Source organism: Paenibacillus sp. TC-CSREp1 (assembly GCF_050171015.1).
In the GTDB taxonomy this organism is placed as follows: Bacteria; Bacillota; Bacilli; order Paenibacillales; family Paenibacillaceae; genus Paenibacillus; species Paenibacillus silvae.
Genome location: NZ_JBNOKM010000009.1, coordinates 227836 through 251589, shown reverse-complemented (window position 1 = coordinate 251589; position 23754 = coordinate 227836). Strand labels below are relative to the sequence as shown.

The 23754-nt window shown below is 48.4% G+C and carries 16 protein-coding genes; 1 reads left to right on the top strand and 15 read right to left on the bottom strand.

The genetic code is table 11. From position 1 onward, the window contains the following. Positions 1-48 precede the first annotated feature (48 nt). Together ACQSGY_RS15910 and yicI are read right to left on the bottom strand one after the other, a co-directional pair. Positions 49-1107, bottom strand: a complete 1059-nt coding sequence (locus ACQSGY_RS15910; protein WP_427052591.1) for a phosphotransferase family protein — start codon at positions 1105-1107, stop codon at positions 49-51. 97 nt (positions 1108-1204) lie between these two features. Continuing rightward, the gene (gene yicI / locus ACQSGY_RS15905) at positions 1205-3523 is read right to left on the bottom strand and encodes an alpha-xylosidase (RefSeq protein WP_427052590.1); all 2319 of its coding nucleotides are present in this window, start codon (positions 3521-3523) and stop codon (positions 1205-1207) included. Positions 3524-3692: 169 nt separating this feature from the next. On the opposite strand from yicI, the gene ACQSGY_RS15900 reads away from it, so the two are divergent. After that, on the top strand, positions 3693-4619 hold the full coding sequence (locus ACQSGY_RS15900; RefSeq protein WP_427052589.1) for an AraC family transcriptional regulator: 927 nt from the start codon (positions 3693-3695) through the stop codon (positions 4617-4619). A 147-nt stretch (positions 4620-4766) separates the two neighbouring features. On the opposite strand, the gene ACQSGY_RS15895 is transcribed toward ACQSGY_RS15900, so the two are convergent. The 13 genes from ACQSGY_RS15895 to ACQSGY_RS15835 all read right to left on the bottom strand — a co-directional run bounded on the left by ACQSGY_RS15895 (position 4767) and on the right by ACQSGY_RS15835 (position 23728). Continuing rightward, positions 4767-5696, bottom strand: a complete 930-nt coding sequence (locus tag ACQSGY_RS15895; protein ID WP_427052588.1) for a hypothetical protein — start codon at positions 5694-5696, stop codon at positions 4767-4769. 413 nt (positions 5697-6109) lie between these two features. After that, entirely contained in the window at positions 6110-7915 is a 1806-nt protein-coding gene (locus ACQSGY_RS15890) for an adenine deaminase (protein ID WP_427052642.1), read from the bottom strand. Positions 7916-8198: 283 nt separating this feature from the next. Further along, the gene (gene helD / locus ACQSGY_RS15885) at positions 8199-10574 is read right to left on the bottom strand and encodes an RNA polymerase recycling motor HelD (RefSeq protein ID WP_427052587.1); all 2376 of its coding nucleotides are present in this window, start codon (positions 10572-10574) and stop codon (positions 8199-8201) included. 129 nt (positions 10575-10703) lie between these two features. Continuing rightward, a complete protein-coding gene (locus tag ACQSGY_RS15880; protein ID WP_427052586.1) occupies positions 10704-11192 on the bottom strand; it encodes a pyridoxamine 5'-phosphate oxidase family protein in 489 nt (162 codons plus the stop codon). Positions 11193-11259: 67 nt separating this feature from the next. Beyond that, the gene (locus ACQSGY_RS15875; RefSeq protein ID WP_427052585.1) at positions 11260-12327 is read right to left on the bottom strand and encodes an FUSC family protein; all 1068 of its coding nucleotides are present in this window, start codon (positions 12325-12327) and stop codon (positions 11260-11262) included. A 241-nt stretch (positions 12328-12568) separates the two neighbouring features. Then, positions 12569-13300 carry an HD domain-containing protein gene (locus tag ACQSGY_RS15870; protein WP_427052584.1) on the bottom strand — a complete coding sequence of 244 codons (732 nt, stop codon included), beginning with the start codon at positions 13298-13300 and terminating at the stop codon, positions 12569-12571. After that, a complete protein-coding gene (locus ACQSGY_RS15865; RefSeq protein ID WP_427052583.1) occupies positions 13300-14739 on the bottom strand; it encodes an NAD-dependent malic enzyme in 1440 nt (479 codons plus the stop codon). Before ACQSGY_RS15865 ends, ACQSGY_RS15870 begins: the two co-directional genes overlap by 1 nt. 225 nt (positions 14740-14964) lie before the next feature. Then, positions 14965-17037, bottom strand: a complete 2073-nt coding sequence (locus ACQSGY_RS15860; protein WP_427052582.1) for a beta-galactosidase — start codon at positions 17035-17037, stop codon at positions 14965-14967. A gap of 54 nt (positions 17038-17091) precedes the next feature. Further along, positions 17092-18177: a glycoside hydrolase family 53 protein gene (locus tag ACQSGY_RS15855; RefSeq protein WP_111269925.1), complete on the bottom strand. Its 1086-nt coding sequence runs from the start codon at positions 18175-18177 to the stop codon at positions 17092-17094. Between the two features lie 32 nt (positions 18178-18209). Continuing rightward, the gene (locus ACQSGY_RS15850; protein WP_111269924.1) at positions 18210-19088 is read right to left on the bottom strand and encodes a carbohydrate ABC transporter permease; all 879 of its coding nucleotides are present in this window, start codon (positions 19086-19088) and stop codon (positions 18210-18212) included. A 29-nt stretch (positions 19089-19117) separates the two neighbouring features. Further along, on the bottom strand, positions 19118-20008 hold the full coding sequence (locus ACQSGY_RS15845; protein WP_111269923.1) for an ABC transporter permease: 891 nt from the start codon (positions 20006-20008) through the stop codon (positions 19118-19120). A 283-nt stretch (positions 20009-20291) separates the two neighbouring features. After that, positions 20292-21977 (bottom strand): extracellular solute-binding protein, encoded by a 1686-nt coding sequence (locus tag ACQSGY_RS15840; protein ID WP_426334496.1) that lies wholly within the window; start codon positions 21975-21977, stop codon positions 20292-20294. Positions 21978-22099: 122 nt separating this feature from the next. After that, positions 22100-23728, bottom strand: coding sequence for a response regulator transcription factor (locus ACQSGY_RS15835; RefSeq protein ID WP_427052581.1), 1629 nt, complete (start codon positions 23726-23728; stop codon positions 22100-22102). Between the last annotated feature and the right edge of the window lie 26 nt (positions 23729-23754).

Genomic DNA, 23754 nt, shown 5'->3' with positions numbered 1-23754 from the left:
TCGGTCTAACCAAGGTTGATTATTCAGGATATGTCAAAATGGATTTACTTAGCGAAACCGAAGACTTTTCCACTCTTCAAGCAGTTCTATCGTCCGCTTTTCATACCTTTGTCCATCCACGGGCTGATTCACCTGATGCTTATGAACGTATGCATTAAAATAAGACGATAACAGCCGGTACGCAAGCCTGCGGGCTTCTCCCTCGAATGATTTGTCTAATGCGTATCCATATCCCGTATGAAACGGTTGGGAATTTGTTGACAGAATAGCCTCATACTCTCGATCGGCAAACATGGAGCGGTCACCATCAATGATCGCTGCAATGCTCATGCTGCCTGGTTTACCATGTACAAGCACATTTGCCTCCCACAGATCGTTATGTACAAGCACTGGTTGTTTAATCTGATCAAACAAGGTGTGATGCTGTTCAAAAATGGCCGTAATCTCTTCTCCAATGCCCGGCATATATGTTATCCGAGCCGCTTTCTTACTCGTTTCATCCGCCAAAGCTCGCAGCACCTCGGACCAGCGATTGGATCCTCGAATAGTGCCGTCTGCCTGCGGCCATCCGAATGACGCTCCTTCAATCTGATGCATGGTAGCCGTGTACATACCTAACTGTGTATACAGGTGCTCTTTGTCCCCTTGTGCAATGGATGAATGATCCAGTTGAAGACTCGGGATAAATGCCATAAACATATAAGTTCGTGGCACTTCCAAGCCACTATCGTCACAAACCAGCACCTCTGGTGCAGGAATGCCCGCTTGGCGATAATGTTCATACACTACGGGTTCAGCTGCCATCATCGTACGTTCAAATGAAAACAAGGGATCCGCTTGTGCTGAATCTTCGTTGCCTGTGTTCGTAAAGCGCTGCACAGGTTGTTCAGGGGCAAGCCGTAAAATAACATCGGTTACCTTCGTATGCTCCAGCTGAATGCGATATGTTGTATTAAACAGGCCACCAGACAGCAGTCCATATTGTTTGACCTCGGTATAATTACCAAAATGCTTGCGTACAAGTGCTTGGAGCACTTCAGGTGATATCGGGCTGTGCAAGCCCGAAGACTGGTGTTGATGATCTGCCTTATCTGCCTTGTTTGCCATGTCGTTCCCCTCTTTCCTTTCCTGTGCACTCCAGATCAACGATAAACAAACAGACGGTGCCTCAAGCACCGTCCGCTCCTATTCCTATTGTAACATGTTACAGCTCTATAGTAAGCTCGCTTGTCCCTGATGCTGCAGCTACGATTACTCCATGTGAGCCAGCTTGCTGCGTGCCACCATCTACACTTGATACCGAATCAATACCACGAAGCACGATGCTCCACGGCTTGCCTGTACCTTCGGCGTGAACCGCCAGCTTCGACCCGCTGCGTGATACTGCGACTTGCAATTCCTGCTCTGCGGCTTGATTAACAACTACAGCCTGTGCTGTCTCTCCATCAGCAAGTTCAAATAAATGCAGGGATACATTGTCCGCAAAATCATAATCCGGTTTGCTGTCCACTGCACCTACCGCGATCAGACTGTTTGGCTTGATCATCATTGGCAGTGTTTTGAAGTCATGATTTTCACTGATCCAGCGTCCGCCCTCAACCTTGGCTCCTGTCAAATAATTTGTCCACGTGCCTTCAGGCAGGTAATAGCGCACATCGCCTTCTTTGTTGAAGATCGGCGCAACCAGGATCGAGTCACCAAACATGTACTGCAGATCAAGCGTCGCACACGTTGGATCGTCTGGATACTCCAGCACCATCGCCCGCATCATAGGCAGACCTTGTACAGAGGATTCAACCGCAGAGTTAAACAGGTAAGGCATCAGGCTCAGCTTCAGTTTTGTAAAGTCACGCACAACATCGACAGCCTCTTCATCGAATAACCAAGGTACACGGTACGATTCATTACCATGCAGGCGGCTGTGTGAAGAGAGCAGGCCAAATTGTACCCAGCGTTTGTATACATCCGGCTCGGCTGTTGCTTCGAAACCGCTGATATCATGGCTCCAGAAGCCGAACCCGGAGAGGCCCAGAGACAATCCGCCGCGCAGTGATTCTGCCATGGAGGAATAGTTGGACGAGCAGTCTCCTCCCCAGTGTACTGGGAATTGTTGACCGCCTACGGTAGCGGAGCGTGCAAACAAGGCCGCTTCATTTTTACCAAGATTCTCCTCCAGCACTTCAAATACAGCCTTGTTGTACAGGAAAGTATAGTAGTTGTGCATTTTCACCGGATCAGAACCGTCATGGTATACAACATCGGTCGGAATTCTTTCGCCAAAGTCGGTCTTGAAGCAGTCCACGCCCTGGTCAATCAAACCTTTCAGCTTGTCTTTGTACCACGCAGTTGCCTCTGGATTCGTGAAGTCCACAAGCCCCATGCCCGCCTGCCACTTATCCCACTGCCATACACTGCCATCAGCTGTCTTGACGAGATAACCTTTTTCCATGCCTTCATCAAACAGAATGGATTTCTCGGCAATATACGGGTTGATCCATGCACAGATTTTGAGTCCCTTGTCCTTAAGACGCTTCAGCATACCCTCTGGATCAGGGAACATGTCCTTGTCCCATTCAAAGTCACACCACTGGTACTCCTTCATCCAGAAGCAGTCGAAGTGGAAAACAGAAAGCGGCAGATCACGCTCAGCCATGCCATCAACAAAGTGATTCACCGTCGCTTCATCGTAATCCGTTGTGAATGACGTTGTCAGCCACAGTCCAAACGTCCATGCTGGCGGCAAAGCCGGTTTGCCAGTCAGCTTGGTGTAGTTGTCCAGCACCTCTTTGGGATTGGCACCACCGATAATAAAATACTCCAGCGTTTCACCCTCTACACTGAACTGCACCTTCGATACATTTTCAGAAGCAATCTCGTAGGATACCTTTTCAGGATGATTGACAAATACACCATATCCTTTGTTCGACAGATAAAACGGAATGTTCTTGTAGGCTTGCTCGCTGCTTGTGCCGCCATCCTCATTCCAGATATCCACAACCTGGCCATTTTTCACAAACGGAGTGAAGCGCTCACCAAGGCCATAGACATACTCGCCCACACCCAGTTCCAGCTGCTCCCGGAAAAATACCCCTTCTGCCGCTGACTCGATATATGCCGGGCCTCTCCAGCCGCTGCCTGTCAGACGTTTATCGTTATAATGGAAGCCGATATCCCAGCCCTTGGATTTGTTCACGCTTACACGAAGATTTCCGCTTTTCAGCTCTGCGCCATGCTCATCTTGTGTAATTTGCACATCGGTATTCAACGTGTTCAGAGCAAACTCAGGACCCGGATTGACTTTGCCCTTGTGGTGATTTAACTGTACACGAATAACGTCAGGCATTGGAGAGCTGTAGGTTGCTTTGAGCAGTGTTCCGTTCAGGGTGTCCCCTTTGCGCTCAATACGTTTTGTTGCTGCATATACGGTAAAGGAATCGCCCTTTTGTACAATATCTCGAACGTCCGCAGGATTTTGAACATGATATCCATCACGGATCTGCCAATAGCCATCTGTAAATTTCATCTTGGATTACCTCCTTCGGTTATACTATAATGATATTGATATAAATAACGAATTTCTTCTTCTATTTTGATTAAATATATCAGGATTTTGATATTTCAAAGATTATTCAGCTAATTGTTGATGTCTATTGCAAACGATTACATCTTTTCATAGATACAAGGAGGGCATTATGGAACGTGAACGTTTACGGGAGGATCGCATTCATGGCAATGCCATGTACCCGGTGAGTGTGTATCCTGACATCCAGCAGCTGAATGGTGACAGCATTCTCGATTGCCACTGGCATGACGAGATGGAGTTTACGATGGTGACCCATGGCTCTGCTGTGTTTCAGATTGATATGAACCGAATTGAGGTCAAGGCAGGAGAGGCTATTTTTGTTCATCGGGGCGAGATTCATGCAGGCAACCTGAGAGGCACGGAGCCTTGTATATTTTCCTCTATCGTGTTTCACTCCGATCTGCTTGGCAGTCATAGCTTTGACGTAGTGCAGGAGAAATTTATCGCTCCCATCATACGAAAAAATGTGCGACTCCCCTCTCATATCACGGCGGATGAAGCATGGGGAGCAGAAGTGCTGGAATATCTGGAGCGTATCTTCGCAGATCACGCAGCCGGAGCCGTCACCTGTGAAATGACCACAAAAGCCTATCTCTATCTGATGTTTGCCCGAATGTTTGAGCATCGTGTACAGCTGCCGCTCAAAGGCTCTGTTCATGGAGGAAGCCCTGACAAGGTGGAACGCCTGAAATCGGTGCTCGGTTATATTCACAAGCGTTATCCTGAACAACTCAAGCTGAAAGAACTGGCGGATGAAGCGAATATGAGCGAAGGGCATTTCTGTCGTTTTTTCAAACAGATGGTACAGAAGAGTCCGGTGGACTACATTAATTATTACCGTGTACAGCAGGCCTGCCTGCAGCTTGAGCATACGGATCATAAAATTGTCGACATTGCGATGGACGTCGGTTTTGAGCATCTGAGCTACTTTATTACCACCTTTAAAAAGCACAAACATACCACCCCGTCCCATTATCGCAAAATGTTTACGCACAACCTGAACCTGGAGCCTGAGTCCCTTAGCCAGCTTATCTAAAATAAATAAAAAAGGTGCTGCAGCGATCACTTCTGCAAGCACCTTTTTAACGTTAAAACAGGAAAAGCTGTTGTTCAGTTAAGCCTTCAAACTCTTTTTGGTTATAGAGCGTTTTTGGTTATGGAACAGTTGATCCTTTGCTACACCTTATTTCTTTAATGTTTGCCAGGACGTGTACTCATGAATGGAGAACCCATTGAAGGATGGATGCACACTGGCCATTTTCTCTACCAGCTTCAGCTGCTCTTCCATGTAAGCTTCTCCCTCTTCGTAAAACGTAATAAAATCCCCTTCCTTGCTTTGCTTCGTTTCTACAGCAATCGAGATGGTTTTGCCTGCAGAGGCTGCATCGATCAATTCATCCTTCGCAACATTATAGATCGCAGCCGCTGTGTCCCGATAAGCCATAATGGTGATGGAATCGAACTTGCGAATCATCCAGCTGCTTACCGCCATCGTGGAACCCGGAATTTTGTAATTGTCCAGCCAGAACGGCAGGTCAGCTCCGACCGGCATTTTCATAGCCACAGCACGCTCCACAATATAATTCACATTGCCCTGCCACTGTGTGATGACACTCGCCTGATTTGTTTTCCACTGTGGATGCACGTGCGGCTCAATATCCAGATGAATGCCAGCAAACTTCTCCTGGGACAGTGCCTGTGCCTGATATTCCTCAATCCAGTCCATGAAGGAAACGATCTGATCCCGGCTCTCCGTCAGCCCCCATGCAGAACGTCCATCCATGATATCAACCGCGATGTTCTGCGCCCGTGCAAGACGAATAAAGCTCTTATATTCAGGAATTTTAATGTCCCGGTTCATTTGCAGATAGATAGTATTCACATTGTTCTCCACAGCAAATTGCAGCACTCCCTGTGCATTGCTTCTGATCTGGGTTGTATCCCATACCCAGGTTGCTCTCACGGGATGATCCAGATGGCCATGGATTTCAGTGTAGCTGTCCACAGGTTCATCGGAACCGATAGCAGATACCTCGGAAGAACAAGCTGTGCTCAAACACAAGATCAGACAACTCATCAGCAGCAGGAAACGAATCTCTCTTTTAGTTTTCATATTTATACACTCCCTTGAAGTTATGCAGCTCTTACGTATAAATCCGGATGAATTGTTGTCGTTTATTATTCACTTTTGCACTTTAATGGAAGCACGATGAATGAAAACTTCTTCTATACGCAATATCACCTCTAAGACTCACGACGAAAGAATCATATAACTTTATTTCGGGAATTCACAGTTCTGAATATATAGGCCAAAAGTCACAAATATTAATATTTTATGTAAAATATAAATTCTAACCACGACTTCTGTCATCATCCTTGTTTTGAGAGAGGCAATTCTACAGACCTAGGGAGCGCTTTCATTTTTTTCAAACAAAAAACCGCCCGAAGGCGGCCTGCAATTCACAAATGTTCATTATGACCTTATAACCAGATTACACGGACACGTGCTTCTTCTCTGAAGCCGGCTTAATTCGCAGCAAGCTCATCATCAAAGATTGAAACTCGTTCAATGCCTTCTGCGGAGATTCGCACCAATCCAATGTCAGACAATCGCAGCTCAGGAATAACGACTAACGCAAGCAGGGACAGCGTCATAAACGCGTTATTCAGCGTACAGCCAGCCGATTGCAGCGCTTCGCTGACTGCTGCCGATTGCTCGGCTACAACTTCGAATGGCTCCACCGACATGAGTCCTGCAATACGAAGCGGGAACTCTGTCACGCCTGCATCTGTTACAACCGCTACGCCGCCTTGCATAGAGATGACCCGGTTGCCCGCCTCCGCCATGAGCGCATCATCGTTACCGATAATCAGCAGATTATGGCTGTCGTGGGCTACCGTCATTGCGATGGCAGCCGGGGATGTGAATCCGATCCCGCCAACCAGGGCTACGGCGCGATTTCCGGTTTGTTTATGACGCTCCAGCACCGCAATTTTGCATACTTCACCCGTCACCGGGAGAACCACCTTGCCGTCCTGCACACTCACCTGCACATGCTTCTCCTTTGTCTCTACATGATTCTCTGTCACGTGAATCACGCGTGCACCTATCGTGCCTTGTATAATCGGAGCAGCCAGCTCCAGATCCCCAGGCTGAATATTGGCTTCCAGCTTCACCGTATTCAAAGCCTCTTCAGGATACGTAAAGGCATCCCATACCGCTGTCATTTTGCCATTCTCGGCCACGACTTGCCCGGCAGCAATCGTCATGCCTACACGCACATCGGCCAATCGTCCGTCCAGCAAAATAATGTCAGCGATGTTGCCTGGAATAACCGCCCCGATATCACGCGCTACGCCGAAGCGTTCGGCTGTATTAATCGTTGCCATCTGGAATGCCGTTACGGGCTTCACTCCTTGAGAGATCGCCAGTCGAACCACAAAATCCATGTGCCCTTCCTTGAGCAAGGATTCCGAGCTGCGATCATCTGTCACCAGCATCATCCGGCGGGTATCCAGTCCAAGCTCGGTACAAGCTTTAATGGTTTCAGCAACGTCATGCCACGCAGACCCCTGACGCATCTTCGCATACATGCCAAGCCGCAGCCGTTCCACGACATCCTCTTTGGTTACACACTCATGATCCCCTGTAACACCACTAGCCGCATAAGCGGGCAGGCGCCAATCATCCGATGCCCATGTAAAATGACCATCGGCTACCTTGCCTGCGCGCAATGTTGCCTGGATTTCCCCGATCATCGTTTCATCTCCATACACGACCCCCGGGAAGTTCATAACTTCACCCAAGCCTATCATATCAGGTCCCCAGGAAAGAGCTTCCGCTACCTCTTCCGGGCCAATATATGCTCCCGTCGTTTCCAGTCCCGGATGAGTGGAGGGAACACAGGAAGCTACTTGCAAATAGGCAGCCATCGGTGTAGTTCGCGCTTCATCCAGCATCAGCCGCAGTCCCTTTAGTCCAAGCACGTTTGATATTTCATGTGGATCGAAAAAACCACCCGTCGTTCCCGAAGGCAATACTGCTCTTGCAAACTCGGACACTTTCATCTGTGTGCTCTCGATATGACAATGACCATCCAATAAACCAGGAGCAATATACTTGCCCTTTGCTTCAACAATTCGGGTATGCTCTCCAATCGTATGGCTTACATCCCTGCCGACATAGGCAATTCTCGACCCTTGTACAGCGACCGACATGTCTGGCAAAATCTCTCCCGATATGACGTTAACTAGTGTGCCTCCTCGAATCACCAGTGTTGCCTTCATATCTCCCCGTGCTGTAGCTACCAGATCGGGTACGCAATCGGCCATTAGCGGCCGTTCAAAAGCTGATTTATTCAAGCTACCTGCCTCCTTCATTCAACGCTCCAAAAAAAATAGATTGTTACGATTATATGAGTCTTGGCTTCATGTGTAAAGAAAAATTACATCAATTGTGCATAGACACAAGGAAATCCACCTGAATTATCAATATGCACTAAAAAGTGTCTGCTTAATTCACAAAACAGGCTGATCAGAAGTTTGGATTCTGACCAGCCTGTCTTCATATAGCTCCGCGAGCGATTAACGATTAGCGTTCAGCTAAAAACCAGCACTACTCTACACGTGTCGCAGTCATATCACTCACCTCATACCATTCCTCTGACTGTGAGGTAATAAACGGGCTCGGTTTGCCCAGACAATATACATGCAGCAGATGCATCGCTCGCGTACAGGCTGTATAGAACAGCTTGCGTTCCTGTTCATGGGAATAGGCTGCAGCAGATCCATCATAGATCAATACGGCATCAAACTCCACACCTTTCGCCAAGTAAGCAGGCACGACATGAACACCCTGCTCGAAAGCAAGTGTCGTTTTTTTGATCAGCTTAGGCGCAGTGTTAAGCTTCTGACTTAGAAGCGCGTGAACTTCACTGCTCTCCTCTGCTGTTTTGCAGATGACGGCGACCGATTCATATCCCTGCTCAATCAGATGATGAAGATCAGCCGTAATATGATACATATGCTGCTCGAGATCAGCCGTTACGATCACCTTGGGCTTCTCACCGCTTCGATTGAACGGAATAATGTGCTCTCCCCCCGGAACCATGCCCCTTGTAAACTCAACAATCTCCATGGTGGATCGATAACTGCGCGTCAATTCGATAACCTCTGTATTCTCCGGTCCATATAGATCACTCAAAGGTCCCGTTCCGCTTAGCACAGACGAATGAGCGTAGATCGCCTGATTGAAGTCACCCAAAGCCGTAATTTTGGCATGCGGGAACAGCCTTTTCATAAAGGCCAGCTGAAACGCAGAATAATCCTGCGCTTCATCGATAATCACATGACGGATGCCAGAGTTAATGTGGAAGCCAAGCAGGAGCTCTCGCAAATACAGATACGGTGTGATATCCTCATAAGCCAATTCCTGCAGCTTCAGCCTGCGCAGCGTCATCGTGGAGATGGCCTCCCAATGAGCGGGCAGCGGCTCGTTATCCAGCAAACGCACCATCTGTGCCTGATCCTGAAACAGGTTTGCGTACAGCTGACGGATATCGACAAAACGCAAGGATTTGATCCATTTACGCAGAGGTTTGAGTCGGTCACTGACGACCATTCTGGCGAGAATTTCTCTTTCCTGCTGGAAGTCATCAAACGTATGTGATTTCCCCTTCTGTTTGCGTTTTAACCGTTGATAAGCTCTCTGCAGGTCCTCAGGTTCCATCACGTCCAGCTGCTGATCCACCCAAGGTGCATTTAATTCACTCTTGCCAAAGGTAGACAGCTCCTTCAGCAGCCAGTCCCGCAGCAGCTCCAATCGGCTCACCAGCTTGACAGAGGAGCCGAAGCTATAAAATTTCTCAGCCATCGCTTCCGCATCCACAATCACTTTGCCTTGAAAACGCACTGGCTTGAATTTCATGCCGCCGGAAAGCATGCTTTCTTTATAACGTGTGATGACCTTCTGGAAGGATGCAGAGGACTTGAAGCGAATACTCGACATCCGTGCATCGTACTCCGGCTCCTGCATTCCCGTAAGCACATATTCAAGCTGAATAAACGGGTCTTCCAGCTGATATTCCCGGCCCAAGCGGCGCTCCAGATACTCCTGAAATGTCGTCTGCAGCATGTTCTCTTCTCCAAGCTCCGGCAATACCGTCGATACATAGCTGTTAAACATCGGATTCGGTGAAAAAAGAACCATCTGATCCGCTTGCAGATGCTCGCGGTATTTGTAGAGAAGATAGGCTACCCGCTGGAGAGCAGCTGAGGTTTTACCACTGCCTGCCGCTCCCTGTACGATCAGCATTCGGGTCCGGTCATTGCGGATAATCCGGTTTTGCTCCTTCTGGATCGTTGCTACAATGCTTTTCATCTGGGCATCCGACGTTCGGCTGAGCACAGCCTGCAGCAGCTGATCACCGATGGTCACGCCCGTATCAAACATAAACCGAATTCGTCTGTCCCGAATAACAAACTGTCGCTTCATCTCGATCTCTCCGCTGATTTCGCCGCTTGGTGTACGATAGGAGATCGGCCCTGGTGCACCGTCGTAATACAGGTTGGAGATCGGTGCACGCCAGTCGTAGATCAGAAAAGACTCCTCCTGCTCATCCAGCAGTGATGCAATGCCCAGATAGATTCGCTCTGCATCCGCATAGCCATCTTCTTTGAAATCAATGCGCCCGAAATAAGGTGAATGATGCAATCGTTTCATTTTATCCAGAGCCGCAGCTGTATTCAGATGACTTCGTTCGCGATCAGACAACACCTGCGACTGCTGCCGCATACTCGTTGACGTCTCCCCGACATCATCTGCTTCACTGAAGTTCATGGTGACCTCGTCCCAGAATTCTTTTCTCATCTCGACCACTTCACCACGGAATGAACCTACTTCTTCTTCCAGTGCAGTAATTCGATGCTCTATCAGGTCAGTGACTGAATTCACTCGCTGTTGTTCCTCATTCCATTGCTGTTCTGTACTCATTTGTTGATGCGCCCCTCTTTCCCCGGATTGTGTCTTCAAAATAGCCATTGGACAAGCCCGAAAAGGCAATGGTATAAGTTCTTGTTTTTCAAATCGTTACTCGTCTACTTTTCAAAGCTTTATTGATACCTATTTTTTCAGGTCCTCAATTGTAGCCGCCCAGCGCGCCAAAGCACCGGCTTGATCTTTTAATTGAAAGGTAATGCCTGACGTTATTTCAGCATAGGGTGCCTCATCTATACGAATATGCCGGATGTTACAATCATATCTGTCGCGTGGATGCACAGCCTCTGCCAATGCTGGCAAAAGACGGACCTCCAGCCGGATGTGCAGCAAACGCTGTCCAAGAATTGCAATTAAAGTAGCCTTACCTGTTTCCATCATATTCATACTCGTTTGAGTTCCTTGCCAAAGTGCCAGCCTGAGGCAGGTTGGGCTTATTGCCACCACTTCTCCCATGCTAATCATGGCCGTATGCGCCCATTGCCCGTCCGTTACCGTGAGCAGCTGCATAGCCTCATGCTGCTTGGTCTCCAGCCTGCTTCCATCTAACCATTCCATCAGTTCTGTATCAAGCTGCTCTATATGCATATCCTTATCCCTCAATTCCTGACCCAATAGACCAAACAGCCCGGACGCTGCTGTCCGGGCTTGGTTGTTATTCTATTGTATATGATTTTCCAGGCTAAGGCCATTTCAGCCAGTTCAGCATATTATCCTGTGACTCTTTATCCTCGCTGACACTGTGCACATGATCCGCCAGCCGATTCAACCGTTCCAGCTGATAGCCATAATCATAGATGGCTGCGGCTACGATGGATAATCGTAACATACCTTCCTTGTCGATATCAAACTGCGTAATCGCCTGCTCCATGAAATGATCATTATCCGTCACAAACTGCGCTGCTTCCTCACCATTCGGTTTTAACTTGTCTTCGAATTTAAGTAAAGCATGCTCATGGAACTTGATCACCCGCTCCAGATGTGTATCAAAAAACAGGTCCATCTCCGGGGTACGCTGTGCCTGGAAGTAATGACGTTCAACGGAATCCAGTACATCATATCCTTTTTGCAAACTTAGCAGCATCTGCTTGTATACGACCATCTGGCGGGTTTCGCTGAATTTGGCGCGTTTCATCTTCTTCTGCTCTTCCTCAAACAAGTGATACTTGTCAGATAAAGACTTGATCGAGCCGCCCAGGTTATTTTTCTCCTCCCGGAATACAACCTCTTTAATCTCATCGGAGATCGAGGTGCGAAGCAGTAAGGACATGCCGCTAAATACACTTTGAATCTGTTTTACAAACTGCACCTTCGGTTTGGGCGGAAACACCGAGATGTTAATCAGAAACGCAGACACGATGCCTACAAGAGTCAGCAGGAAACGATTCAGTGCAAAGTGCCAGTCACCCGAAGCTTCCATAATAGAGACTACCGTGACAAGTGTCAGTCCTACTGTTTCACCCATATTTAATTTAAGACAGATCATAATAACAAGCACAATAATTAACCCGACTGCGATGGGTTCGTTGGACAGCACCATGCCCCCGAGCAAAGCCACAATGGCTCCCAGCGTCGTTGTCTGCAGCTGATCCAGAAAATATTTCCACGAACGATAGATGGAAGGCTGCATCGCAAAGATCGCTGCAATCGCGGCAGGCACAGGAGATTGCGGGTTCAGAAACAGACTGCTCAGATATAAGGCGAGCGTGACCGCTATACCTGTCTTAAGTACACGTGCTCCAAATGACATGGCATCCCCCTCCTCTTACCCAGCCTGTTCGTTTACTTTTGATGATCATCATGTTCATTATTACCCCATATTTCGTTATTTGCCTGAATGAGTTCAGGAGAACGCTTTATTGTACCATGAGAGGTTACGCCTTTGCTATTCCCAGTTCCATGAACATTATAGAAGGCACAAAAAAACTTCATCCTTTTGCAGGTGTTCTGAGCATAATTTAACCCAAAACGTGCAAAAGGATGAAGCGGATTCACATTTGTGCTTCCCATTCGTTCTTGAACTGCTCCACGAACTGCACCATATAATCATGACGCTGCTGAGCCAGCTGCCTGCCGCGGGAGGTATTCATCAGATCTTTGAGCTTGAACAATTTTTCGTAAAAATGATTAATCGTTGTGCTGCGCTCATTGCGATACTGCTCACGGGTCATCTGCTCCCGCGGCGGAAGTGAAGGATCGTACATTTCTCGCCCGCGGGCGCCGGCAAATGCAAAGGTACGGGCAATGCCGATTGCACCCAGTGCATCCAGACGATCTGCATCCTGCACGACTTGGGCTTCAAGAGAGCTGAGCGCAGCTCCCTGACCGCCCGCATACGAAATCGTACTGATAATGTTCAGCACCGCTTCCCGTGCTGCTGGAGCAAGCGGCTGCGAATCCAGCCACACGTGCAGCTTCACCATGCCTGCCTCCAGACTATCATTCAGCTTTTCGTCTGGTACATCATGCAGCAGCGCAGCCAGTTCACAGATAAACGGGTCAGCGCCTTCGTCATGAGCCAATCTGGCTGCAAGTCTGGTGACCCGCTCAATATGAGTCCAGTCGTGTCCATCGACATGCCGGGAAGCATCTTCCTGCACAAAAGCACGAGCCGCGTGCAAAATGGATTCATTCACCGGATGGTGCGATCGCTTAGACGCATCAGGTACATCCGAAGTCATATTAGATAAATCCGAAGTCTTGTCAGGTAATTCGGAAGTCATCAGGATTCTCCACCTTCACGCGGCTGCTCACGGGGCACACGTCTTGCGACTCCCGTCTTGATTGCCGCTTCGATGACACGACTGCGCATGGATTTAACCACTTTATCGTTAAATACACTCGGGATAATATAATAACGTGTACGCTCTTCGTCCGATATGGATGAGGCAATCGCCTGAGCAGCCGCCAGCTTCATTTCTTCATTGATTTCTGTTGCCCTGCAATCCAGTACCGCTCGGAACATCCCCGGGAAACAAAGCACGTTATTAATCTGGTTCGGATAATCCGAACGGCCTGTCGCCATAACGGCTACAATATCCTCGACCAGAGCAGGCATAATCTCAGGCACCGGATTTGCCATTGCAAATACGATCGGATTGTCCGCCATGGTCTGTACATCCTCGCGTGTAAGCAGATTGCCGCGGGACAATCCGATAAAAACATCGGCATCGCGAATAACCTCACGCAAGGAACCCGTCTCCAGATCAGGGTTAGTGCGTGCCGCATACTCCGTCCAAACGTCGTTTTCATACGTGTTTGTACGTACGATCGCACCCTCGCGATCCACTCCGATCAGCCGTTTCGCACCGGCAGATAACAAAATATTGCTGCAGGCCACACCAGCCGCTCCAATACCGCACACCACAATTTTAACATTCTCGATGGACTTGCCGACCAGCTTCAGCGCATTAATCAGACCTGCATACAATACAACCGCTGTACCATGCTGGTCATCGTGGAATACCGGGATGTCCAGTTCTTCATTCAGGCGGCGTTCAATCTCGAAGCAGCGCGGGGAAGAAATATCCTCCAGATTAATGCCGCCAAACGCCGGTGATATCGCTTTCACAGTTCGGATGATCTCTTCAGTATCCTGAGTATCCAGGCAGATCGGGAACGCATCGACACCTGCAAACTGCTTGAACAGCATTGCCTTACCTTCCATAACCGGCATCGCTGCACGCGGCCCGATATTGCCAAGCCCCAGCACCGCACTGCCATCGGAGACAACGGCGACCGTATTTCGTTTAATCGTTAATGAGAAGGCTTTACCCGGTTCTTCAGATATGGCTGAGCATACCCGGGCCACATCCGGCGTGTACACACGTGACAGATCTTCCCGGTTATGAATCGGGGTCTTGGGTGTCACTTCAATCTTGCCGCCCAGATGCAGCAGGAATGTCCGGTCTGACACGTTAACGATGGACACGCCTTTAAGCTGGCGTACAGCTTCTATAATTTTACTGTTATCCTGTGAGTCGGTGACTGCAACAGTCAAGTCCCGCACACTGACATCCTGATTGGTCGAAATGACGTCAATGGCAATGATGTCTCCTCCAGCTTCCGAGATGGCCGAGGCCACTTCGCCAAACTTGATATCTTTCGTTGTCATTTCCAGCCGTATAATAATGCTGTTGCCGTCCAGATTTCTCTGATTCATTTCAATTCCTCCTAGACAATGAAAGTCTAAAGTTGACAAGTTACGTGTTTGTCTTCGCTACGTGGACACGATTATCCTTTATCTTGTCCAGAAAAAGTACAGAAGCCCCATTTCAGCATCAAAAAAAGATTACCCAAGCACCTGTTCCGAGGCACCCGGGTAATCTGGTAATTTGTTGTTTCATGTTATTTACACAAACGATGTTTCACTTCACCAACGATGACATTACTTGCGATTCGCAGCTCTGCGCAGCACACGAATGTCGTACGGCTGCAATTCCAGGCTCGCTTCAACCGCTTCACCACTCAGTACATCTGTGTAAGCCTGACTGTCCAGTTGAACCTGTTTCTCATGCTCGGTGTAGTTTTGAATGAATACATAATCGGAATTCCCGTCTGTACGCACATGAGCCGTTGTGCCCGCAGCAAGCTCGGACTTGAGTCCGCGCTCCAGGTCAAGCTCTGCAATCAGCTTGCCGTAGAAATCATCGTAAAACGGTGCTTTCATACGTGCGGCCATGTAGAAGGCTTTACCCGAGCCAAGCTCGTTCACGGTCAATGCCGGACGTCCTGCATAGAAGTCGGAACGATAGGAAGCAAGGGACTTCGCGCCTTCCAGATGAATCAGATCACAGAGCTCAATTGCATCATACTCCGCTGTAAGTCCAAGCGCATTGCCCTGCTCCGGAATAATGCCATTGAGTTCCCGATCATGCAGTCCGTCGATCTCTTCGGACCAGATGCCCAGCGTTTTGCGAAGTGGTCCAGGGAATCCACCCAGGAAGCACAGATCGTTCTCGTTAACGATGCCCGACCAGTATGTTGCTACAAATGTACCGCCCTGCTCCACAAATTTCTCGATCCGTTCGCCTACACCCTCACGAACGAGGTAGAGCATGGGTGCGACGAGCACTTTGTATTTGGACAGATCGGCATCCATATCAATCACGTCCACCGCTACACCTTTTTTCCAGAAGGCTTCATAGTGAGCTTCTACCGTCTGTTCGTATTTTACGCCGATATTGCGCGGGCCCTGTGAATCATTCACAGCCCAGCGGTTTTCCCAATCGAAGATGATTGCGACTTCCGCCGGAACCGATGCACCTACGATATCCTGCATGCTCTGCAGCGCAGTACCTACGTCTGTAACATCCTTGAACACACGTGTATGCTCTGTGCCTACATGGTCAACCACGGCGCCATGCAGCTTTTCGCTGGACCCGCGGCTTTTTCTCCACTGGAAGTACTGCACACTGTCTGAGCCATGAGCTACCGCCTGCAAGGAGGATAGCAGATGCATACCCGGACGCTTCAGCTTGCTCACATCCTGCCAGTTCGTTGAGCTTGGCGTGCTCTCCATCAGCAGGAACGGCTGTCCACCTTTAATGGACCGTACAATATCATGCATCATGGCGATACGGGACGCCTGCTTCGCATCATCCTCTGCATCATGCCATGTCGGGTAGCTGTCCCAGGAAAGAAAATCGAGAATATCTGCGAACTTCCAATAGTTGAGACCACCGTAGAATTCCATCAAATTGGTTGTCACAGGCAGATTCGGATTTTTCGCCTTGAGTGGCTTCGTCTCGTGTACGATGAAATCTGCTGTCTGATCTGTTACGAAACGGCGCCAGTCCAGATTCATTGCATGGACCTGGGTCTCACCATGCGGTGCTGGAGATTCGACCTGACTCCAATCTGTCACTGTATGGCTCCAGAATGTTGTCCACCACGCATGATTCAGCTCATCCAGCGTTTTGTATTTGTTTTTCACCCAGCCGCGGAATGCCTCCTGACAGTAATCGCAGTGGCAATCCCCGCCGTATTCATTCGAAATATGCCAGCCAATGATAGCCGGATGATCTGAATACCGCTCAGCCAGTCTTGTGTTCATCTCCGTCACTTTTTCACGATACACCGGAGACGTATAACAATGGTTATGACGGAAACCATGAAGGTTACGAACCCGATTCTCGGAGACACGCAGCACTTCAGGGTACTTTGCCGACATCCACGCCGGACGGGCGCCACTTGGTGTAGCCAGGAAAGCATAGATGCCATTCGCTGCGAAACGGTCCAGCACCTGATCGAGCCATTCAAACGTATATACGCCTTCTTCCGGTTCAAGCGATACCCAGGAGAAAATACCGATGGACATCACATTACACTTCGCCAGTTTCATCAAACGAATGTCTTCTTCCAGCACTTCCGGATATCGAAGCCACTGCTCAGGGTTATAGTCGGCACCATGCAGCATATGCGGTGCTTTGGAACTTACAGGTGGAAATTTGTATGTCATTTATGAAAACTCCCTTGCTGTTGAATTACGAACATTTTGCTTTGGTAAACCTTATTAAACGAAGGATGTGGCATTCAGTTCTTGCGCCGCAGTTAACGCCTTGAATGAATCGAGCTTGCGTCCTTTGAAATCAAACATGGTCAGATTGCCCCAGTTGTTCGGGTGTCCTACAGACCATTCTTCCTTGCTTGGAATCCATGCTGGCTCCCAATAATAGAAGCCATGGCCCAGACCACCGGGAACCTCGCGAATAATCTGCAGCATATCCTGCAAATATCGGGTTTGTCCTTCTACCGTTGCAGGATACCCTGGCAGCAGCATGTCTTCCTGATTCATAATCCATTCAATACCTTCCGGCTGTTCCAGCGTCCATGGGTAAGCGGTCTCCACAACGTTGATTGGCTTGCCATAGCGTTTGGCCAGATCATTCAGATTGTCACGCAGCGCATCCAGCGTTCCATGCCACCAAGGGTAATAGGACAACCCGATGACGTCGAACTCAACACCCAGCGCTTCAAAGCGATCATAGAATTTACGGCTTTCGGCGTTATCACCGCCGCGGTCAATATGAATCATGATCTGGATCGAAGGATCAACCGATTTAACGGCGGCAATGCCATATTTCACAAGCCCGGCAAAACGCTGCCACTGCTCGTCCGTATCATGCTCTTCGCCGCCGACACGCCCATCATCCCACAACATGCCTGGTGTAATTTCATTGCCAACCTGGACCATATCCGGCAGGGCATCGTGTTCCTTTAATGCGCGAAGTACATCTGCTGTATATGTGCATACCGCCAGTTTAAGCTGTTCATAGGACAGGTTCTCCCACGCTTTCGGTTTCCACTGGTTGGCCGGATCAGCCCACCGGTCCGAGTAATGGAAGTCGAGCAAAAATTGTAAGCCCTGTGCCTTGATTCGTTTTGCAACTTCAATTGTGCGCTCCAGATTGCAGAATCCGCCGACCGGATCATTCCAGATACGCAGCCGGATCGCGTTGGCATCATTCAGCTTGAGAATGGTGAGCAAATCTGCTTCTTTGCCATCCGCATCACGATATGTCCCCCCATGCTGTTCAATCTCGTCCATAAATGACACATCCATGCCGAGAATAAATGGTTGTTTGGTAGATTGATTCAAAATATCAGCCTCCATAAATTAGGGATTCAGGCTCAGCCTTTCACTGAGCCCAGTGTCATACCTTTTACAAAATAACGCTGTAAGAATGGATATACAATCAGGATTGGCGCACTTCCGATAAAAATCTGAGCTGCACGTACTGTTGTCTGGGAGATCGTTTCCATCTCCTTCGGATTCATCGCCATCGTACTCATATCCCGTTTGATAATGACAGTCTGCATAAATGTTGCAAGTGGATAGTCTTTGGCATTGTTCATATACAAGAGACCATCAAACCAGGAGTTCCAGTGAAACACCATGCTGAACAGTGCAATGGTTGCAATGGAAGGCATGGAGATTGGCAGGAAAATGCTGAACAGTGTTCTGAAATGGTTGGCTCCGTCCATCAGGGCTGCTTCTTCAAGCTCTTTCGGAATGCCGCGGAAGAAGTTCAGCATCAGGATGACCAGGAAGGTGTTGACTGCACCTGGCAGCACCAGTACCCAGAAGGAATCCATCAGACCAATCTTTTGAATAACCATGTAGAATGGAACCAGACCGCCGTTGAAAATCATGCTGAATACGAAAATCCAGGAGTACACGGTTCTGCCTTTAAACTCACTGTTTTCCTTGGACAGCGGATATGCCGCCAGGAAGGTAATTAACAGCGTAATACCTGTACCAATAACGGTACGCAGCAGTGAAATCCAGAGTGAGTTCAGAAAGATCGGATTGTTCATTGTTTTTTTGTAAGCTTCAAGAGAGAAGCCGACTGGCCAGAGACTGACCAGGTTGGCATCTGCCGCAGCTTTGTTACTGAAGGATACAGCCAAAACGTGAATCATCGGCACAATACACATGATGGCGACCAGAATGAGAAAACTGATATTGATAACGTTAAATACACGATATGACTTTGATTTATGATACATCGTAGTCCCTTCCTTCTCTGTTCATTCGATTAGAATATGCGGTATCCGGCGTATTTCTTGGCGAGGCTGTACGATACGAGAATCAGCACCATACTGATCACGGATTTGAACAAGCCAATGGCTGTGGCGAAGCCCATCTCACCGTTTTCCAGCGCCGAGCGATATACGAATGTATCAATGATGTCTCCCGATTGATATACGAGCGGGTTGTACAGGTTGAAGATCTGGTCGAATCCGGCATTCAATACGTTACCGAGCGCGAGCGTTCCTACAACCATCAGCATCGGTACGAGAGACGGAATCGTAATGTGAAGTGTCTGCTTCCAACGATTCGCTCCGTCGATCTCGGCAGCTTCATACAGTGCCGGGTTAATACCTGCCAGTGCAGCCAGAAAGACAATCATGTTATATCCGAATTCCTTCCACACATCCGTAACAATAATCGTTGGTCGGAACAAGCTGTTATCTCCGAGGAAGAAGTACGGTCCAAGACCGAAGGTGCCGAGTACCCGGTTCACCAGACCACCTGTTGACAACAGATCAAGCAAAATGCCGCCCAGGATGACCCAGGACAAGAAGTGAGGCAAGTATACGAGTGTTTGGATCGTCCGCTGAATGGCCATCTTGCGAACCTCATTGAGCAGGATGGCAAACACAAACGGTACAAACAAGTTGAAAATCAATTTGAGTACAGCGATGATCAGCGTATTCCAGATGACCTGCAAGCTGTCCTCCCGTTCGAATAAATATCTAAAGTTATCAAGCCCGACCCAGTCCGAGCCGCTAATGCCAAGCCATGGTTTGTAGTTCTGGAATGCCATAACAATTCCGCCCATAGGCACATAACTGAAAATAATCAGAAAGATGATAGCTGGCAGCAGCATTACGTGGAATGGCCAAGTTCGTTTTAAAGTTCTCATGATTGCTCCCCCTGTAATTCTTCCTACTCAAGTACTCCCTGAGTGGCTTATAGGCAAATTATATCAACCTTCCAGCACCCTCAAACAGCGCATAAAAGCAATATAAATGGCACAAAAGCAACTACTTTGGACTTAGGCCCTGCTGCTCAGCCCGGAAAGCTATAAAACCGCTGTTTCACTCGATTTTCCATGTGTTTTTATGACGTTGAAAAACACAAAAAACGCACAGACTTGTATCGTCTGTGCGTCACTATTGCTTTACATTTTCATAGAGAGGTTCGGCTTATTTTTTCACACCGTCATACCACTCGTTAACTTCCTGAGTGATCTGATCGCCGCCGCCGGATTTCCATGTTTGAACAAAGGTATCAAATGAATCGATCGGGCTCTTGCCATAGATGATTTCATTAAATGCCTGATTCTCAATTTTGTTGAGGTAGTCCAGCTTGGCTTTCATCGTTTTGGTTGTAGGACCTGTGAACATATTTTTGAACGAAATATCTTTCTGCTCAAGCAGCACTTTTGCAGCCGCAGGAGTCTCCGGTCCATAGTTTACCGCTACGTCTTTTTCCAGCTTCGTTTGCGGCTCTTTGCCATCTGCCAGATTCATCAAAGCTTTCATTTGTGCATCTGGAATACGTGCGCCGTCACGAACAAGCAGGTAACGTACAACGTTGACATATCCACCGTCAATTTCATCCGGTTTTTTCTGTTTGCCGTTGGCATCCAGCTGGTAGTCATACCCTTCAAACAGACCGTTATCATACGGGCTGCCTGGAGCCGGATCAGCATAGTTGTCAAACAGGTAGTTCTGGTAAGTGAAGAACGCTTCAGGGTGAGCCATATCTTTTTTGATCAGGGTCACACCGTTAACAAACTGTGTTCCGTGACGCATTGCTTTGCCATCAGGGCCTGTCGGAATAGAAATTGGCTTCCATACTGCACTAGGTACGTTTTTCACCGTATCAATCAGCGGCCATCCGCTCATCCAGTAAGGGCCCGGGATAATTCCAGCTGTACCCGCTACTGCAGGTTCTGCCGTTTTGTTTTCATCCCAAAGTGCTGCTTCTTGCGGAATATATCCTTTTTTCAGCCAGTCGCTTAATTTAGCCAAGCCTTCTTTCATGCCCGGGTTAATAGAACCATACTCCAACTTGCCGTCCGCACCTACGTTCCATTGGAACGGCAGTGTGCCATAAGCGCCGAAGATCCAGGATGGATCACCCATCCAGGTATTCATGGATGTTTTGAAACCGATGCTGAGCGGAGTTACTTTATCTGGTGCCAGACCATCCGGATTTTTGTTTTTGAAAGCTTCCATAACCGCTTCGAGCTCATCAATGGTTTTAGGTGCTTTCATATTCAGCTTGTCCAGCCAATCCTGACGAATCCAGAGCAGGTAGTCATTGTTGTACGCGTAATCCAGTACCGGGATACCCATTCTTTTACCATCACGGCTGTACGCATTCCATACATTTGGATCTTGCTCCATTGCTTTTTTCCAAGTATCCGAAGCATACTTGTCAAACAGCGGCCCCACTTCCTGATACATGCCGGAATCAATCAAATCCTGAGCCAGCAGGTTATCACCTACGGTTACGATATCAGGCATTTCCTGACCCGAGGACATTGCCAAACGAAGTTTGGTTGCAAACGCGTTGTTTGTATCCGTTACGGACCACAGGGATTTAATCTCAATACCGAATTTGTCCTTCGCCCATTTGGTAGCGACGTTATTTTCCATTGATTCGCCATTTTTGAATTTCAACTCAGGGTCGATGCCCCATGCTGTAGTAATGGTTACTGCGGGATCATACTTTTCCTTGTATTCATTTTGGGACCCGGATGCGCTTGGTTCAGCACTCTCCTTGCTCCCATTTCCTCCTGAACATCCTGCAAGAACGACGGTCAGACAGAGCGTCGTAGCGAGAAGCGACAAGAATCTCTTTTTCGTTGATTGCGCTCTCATGTTGTTCCCCCTTAATCGTTTTGGTTACCCTTTCATTATAGGACGGCCAGGCACATCAGCCTATGATAAGAAATCAAGATTTCTGCACCTTTACCAACCTATATGCTCGATTTATGTTGTATTTATGTCTGATCCCGGAATTCATTCGGTGTCATGCCGTAATGTTTTTTGAACATTTTGCTGAAATATTGCGGATTTTGATAGCCCAGCTCACTCGTAATCTCGTATATTTTTTTATTCGTATTTTTGAGCAGATACAGCGCTCGTTCCATACGCATACGAATCATGTAGTCTCCGAGACCTTCCCCCGTCTCAGCCTTGTATATTTTAGAGAGGTATACCGGGTGTAAATACACTTTATCCGCAATCATTTTCACCGACAGGTCCTGTCCCGTATCCCGGGTTACCATCTCCTGCACTTGTTTAATGACATGTCTGCGGCTTTGTACCCCTTCCTGATCCGACAGCTCCTCCTGCAGCTTCTCGAGCATGTTCATTGCCCAGCGCCGCAGCTTCTCCGGGGATTGAATCAACTGGTGCGCAAGCACTAGATCGAAGCCCGCATGATCTATCTCATGTACCAGATGTCCTTGTTTATGAGCAATGTACATAAAAGCATTTGTCACAGACAAATACATCTCATACGCATGCTCTCTGGACAAATACACCTTCTCCACAGCATCAAAAACAGCGTTCAGCTTGTCCGCCGCAGCTTCCCATTGTTTGGTCTCCAGCAGCTGAGGCAGCACCGGTGGCTTGTACAGCTCTTCAAGCGCTTGCGCGGCATCGTTCTCGGCACGTTTGTTTAACGCTTTTTCCATGTCGATATAGATGATTCTGTGCTCTTCGGGTCCGGAAAGAATTAAAGATCCCAAACTTTTGCGATACACATTTGTAAGCTCGTTAAATGGAAAGGGCGGCGTAACCACCATGGACAGATCTCCCTGCAGGTAACGAACCACATGCTCCCGGAATGTTCCGGCAGCAGCTTGCAGATTGCTTCTCTCCATTCGTGATAGCTCATCCGGCTCGCGGTTCTGCAGGAACATGACCAGACACTCATGCGGCCCGCGACCAAACCAGACGTTGTAAGCTTCACCCAGCACTTCCTCGGCAATATTCCCGACAGCAAAATCCATCAGGTCCAGCGACTGCTGATCCATAGACGCAAATCGTCCGGCAAGACGAATCAGCATCATGACAGCAGGCTGCTCGGGGTCCATATGAAGCTCGTACTGCTCAAACTGCTCGCGCAAGGCTTTCGTCGTAAGCACCCGGCCCAAGAGCAGATCATGCATCAGATTTTCGCGTAAAATCTTGTAATCCGATTTGCGGCTGTACAGCAGGCGATGGTATTTGTCAAATTCATCCCATTCATCACGCAGAGAGGTAATCGCTGCTGATACCGAATTCATAAATTCATCATCGTTAACCGGCTTCAAAATATAATCTGCCGCCTGCAGCTGAATCGCCTTTTTGGCATAATCAAAATCACTGTGTCCTGTCAGCAAAATACAGCGCACATGCGGCCAGCGCTGGCTCACCTCGCTAATCAGCTCAAGCCCCGTCATACCTGGCATCCGAATGTCAGTTACGACGATATCTACCGCATTCTCCTCCATAATCTTCAACGCTTCCTTGCCGGATGCCGCACGCAGCACGGTTGTAACTCCGATCTCTCCCCAAGGAATGGTGAGTTCCAGACTCTCGGTTACATACGTTTCATCATCCACAAGCAGTATATCGATCAATTCAATCACTCTCCCGGTTAATTTAT

What these genes read in the sequence shown, in the direction of transcription:
- ACQSGY_RS15890 (WP_427052642.1), bottom strand. Translation starts at nt 7,915, where the DNA reads ATGGCCGATTGCGTACCCGATCTGGTAGCTACAGCACGGGGAGATATG.
- ACQSGY_RS15910 (WP_427052591.1), bottom strand. Translation starts at nt 1,107, where the DNA reads ATGGCAAACAAGGCAGATAAGGCAGATCATCAACACCAGTCTTCGGGC.
- ACQSGY_RS15865 (WP_427052583.1), bottom strand. Translation starts at nt 14,739, where the DNA reads ATGAATCAGAGAAATCTGGACGGCAACAGCATTATTATACGGCTGGAA.
- yicI (WP_427052590.1), bottom strand. Translation starts at nt 3,523, where the DNA reads ATGAAATTTACAGATGGCTATTGGCAGATCCGTGATGGATATCATGTT.
- ACQSGY_RS15895 (WP_427052588.1), bottom strand. Translation starts at nt 5,696, where the DNA reads ATGAAAACTAAAAGAGAGATTCGTTTCCTGCTGCTGATGAGTTGTCTG.
- ACQSGY_RS15860 (WP_427052582.1), bottom strand. Translation starts at nt 17,037, where the DNA reads ATGACATACAAATTTCCACCTGTAAGTTCCAAAGCACCGCATATGCTG.
- ACQSGY_RS15845 (WP_111269923.1), bottom strand. Translation starts at nt 20,008, where the DNA reads ATGAGAACTTTAAAACGAACTTGGCCATTCCACGTAATGCTGCTGCCA.
- helD (WP_427052587.1), bottom strand. Translation starts at nt 10,574, where the DNA reads ATGAGTACAGAACAGCAATGGAATGAGGAACAACAGCGAGTGAATTCA.
- ACQSGY_RS15875 (WP_427052585.1), bottom strand. Translation starts at nt 12,327, where the DNA reads ATGTCATTTGGAGCACGTGTACTTAAGACAGGTATAGCGGTCACGCTC.
- ACQSGY_RS15900 (WP_427052589.1), top strand. Translation starts at nt 3,693, where the DNA reads ATGGAACGTGAACGTTTACGGGAGGATCGCATTCATGGCAATGCCATG.
- ACQSGY_RS15840 (WP_426334496.1), bottom strand. Translation starts at nt 21,977, where the DNA reads ATGAGAGCGCAATCAACGAAAAAGAGATTCTTGTCGCTTCTCGCTACG.
- ACQSGY_RS15870 (WP_427052584.1), bottom strand. Translation starts at nt 13,300, where the DNA reads ATGACTTCCGAATTACCTGACAAGACTTCGGATTTATCTAATATGACT.
- ACQSGY_RS15850 (WP_111269924.1), bottom strand. Translation starts at nt 19,088, where the DNA reads ATGTATCATAAATCAAAGTCATATCGTGTATTTAACGTTATCAATATC.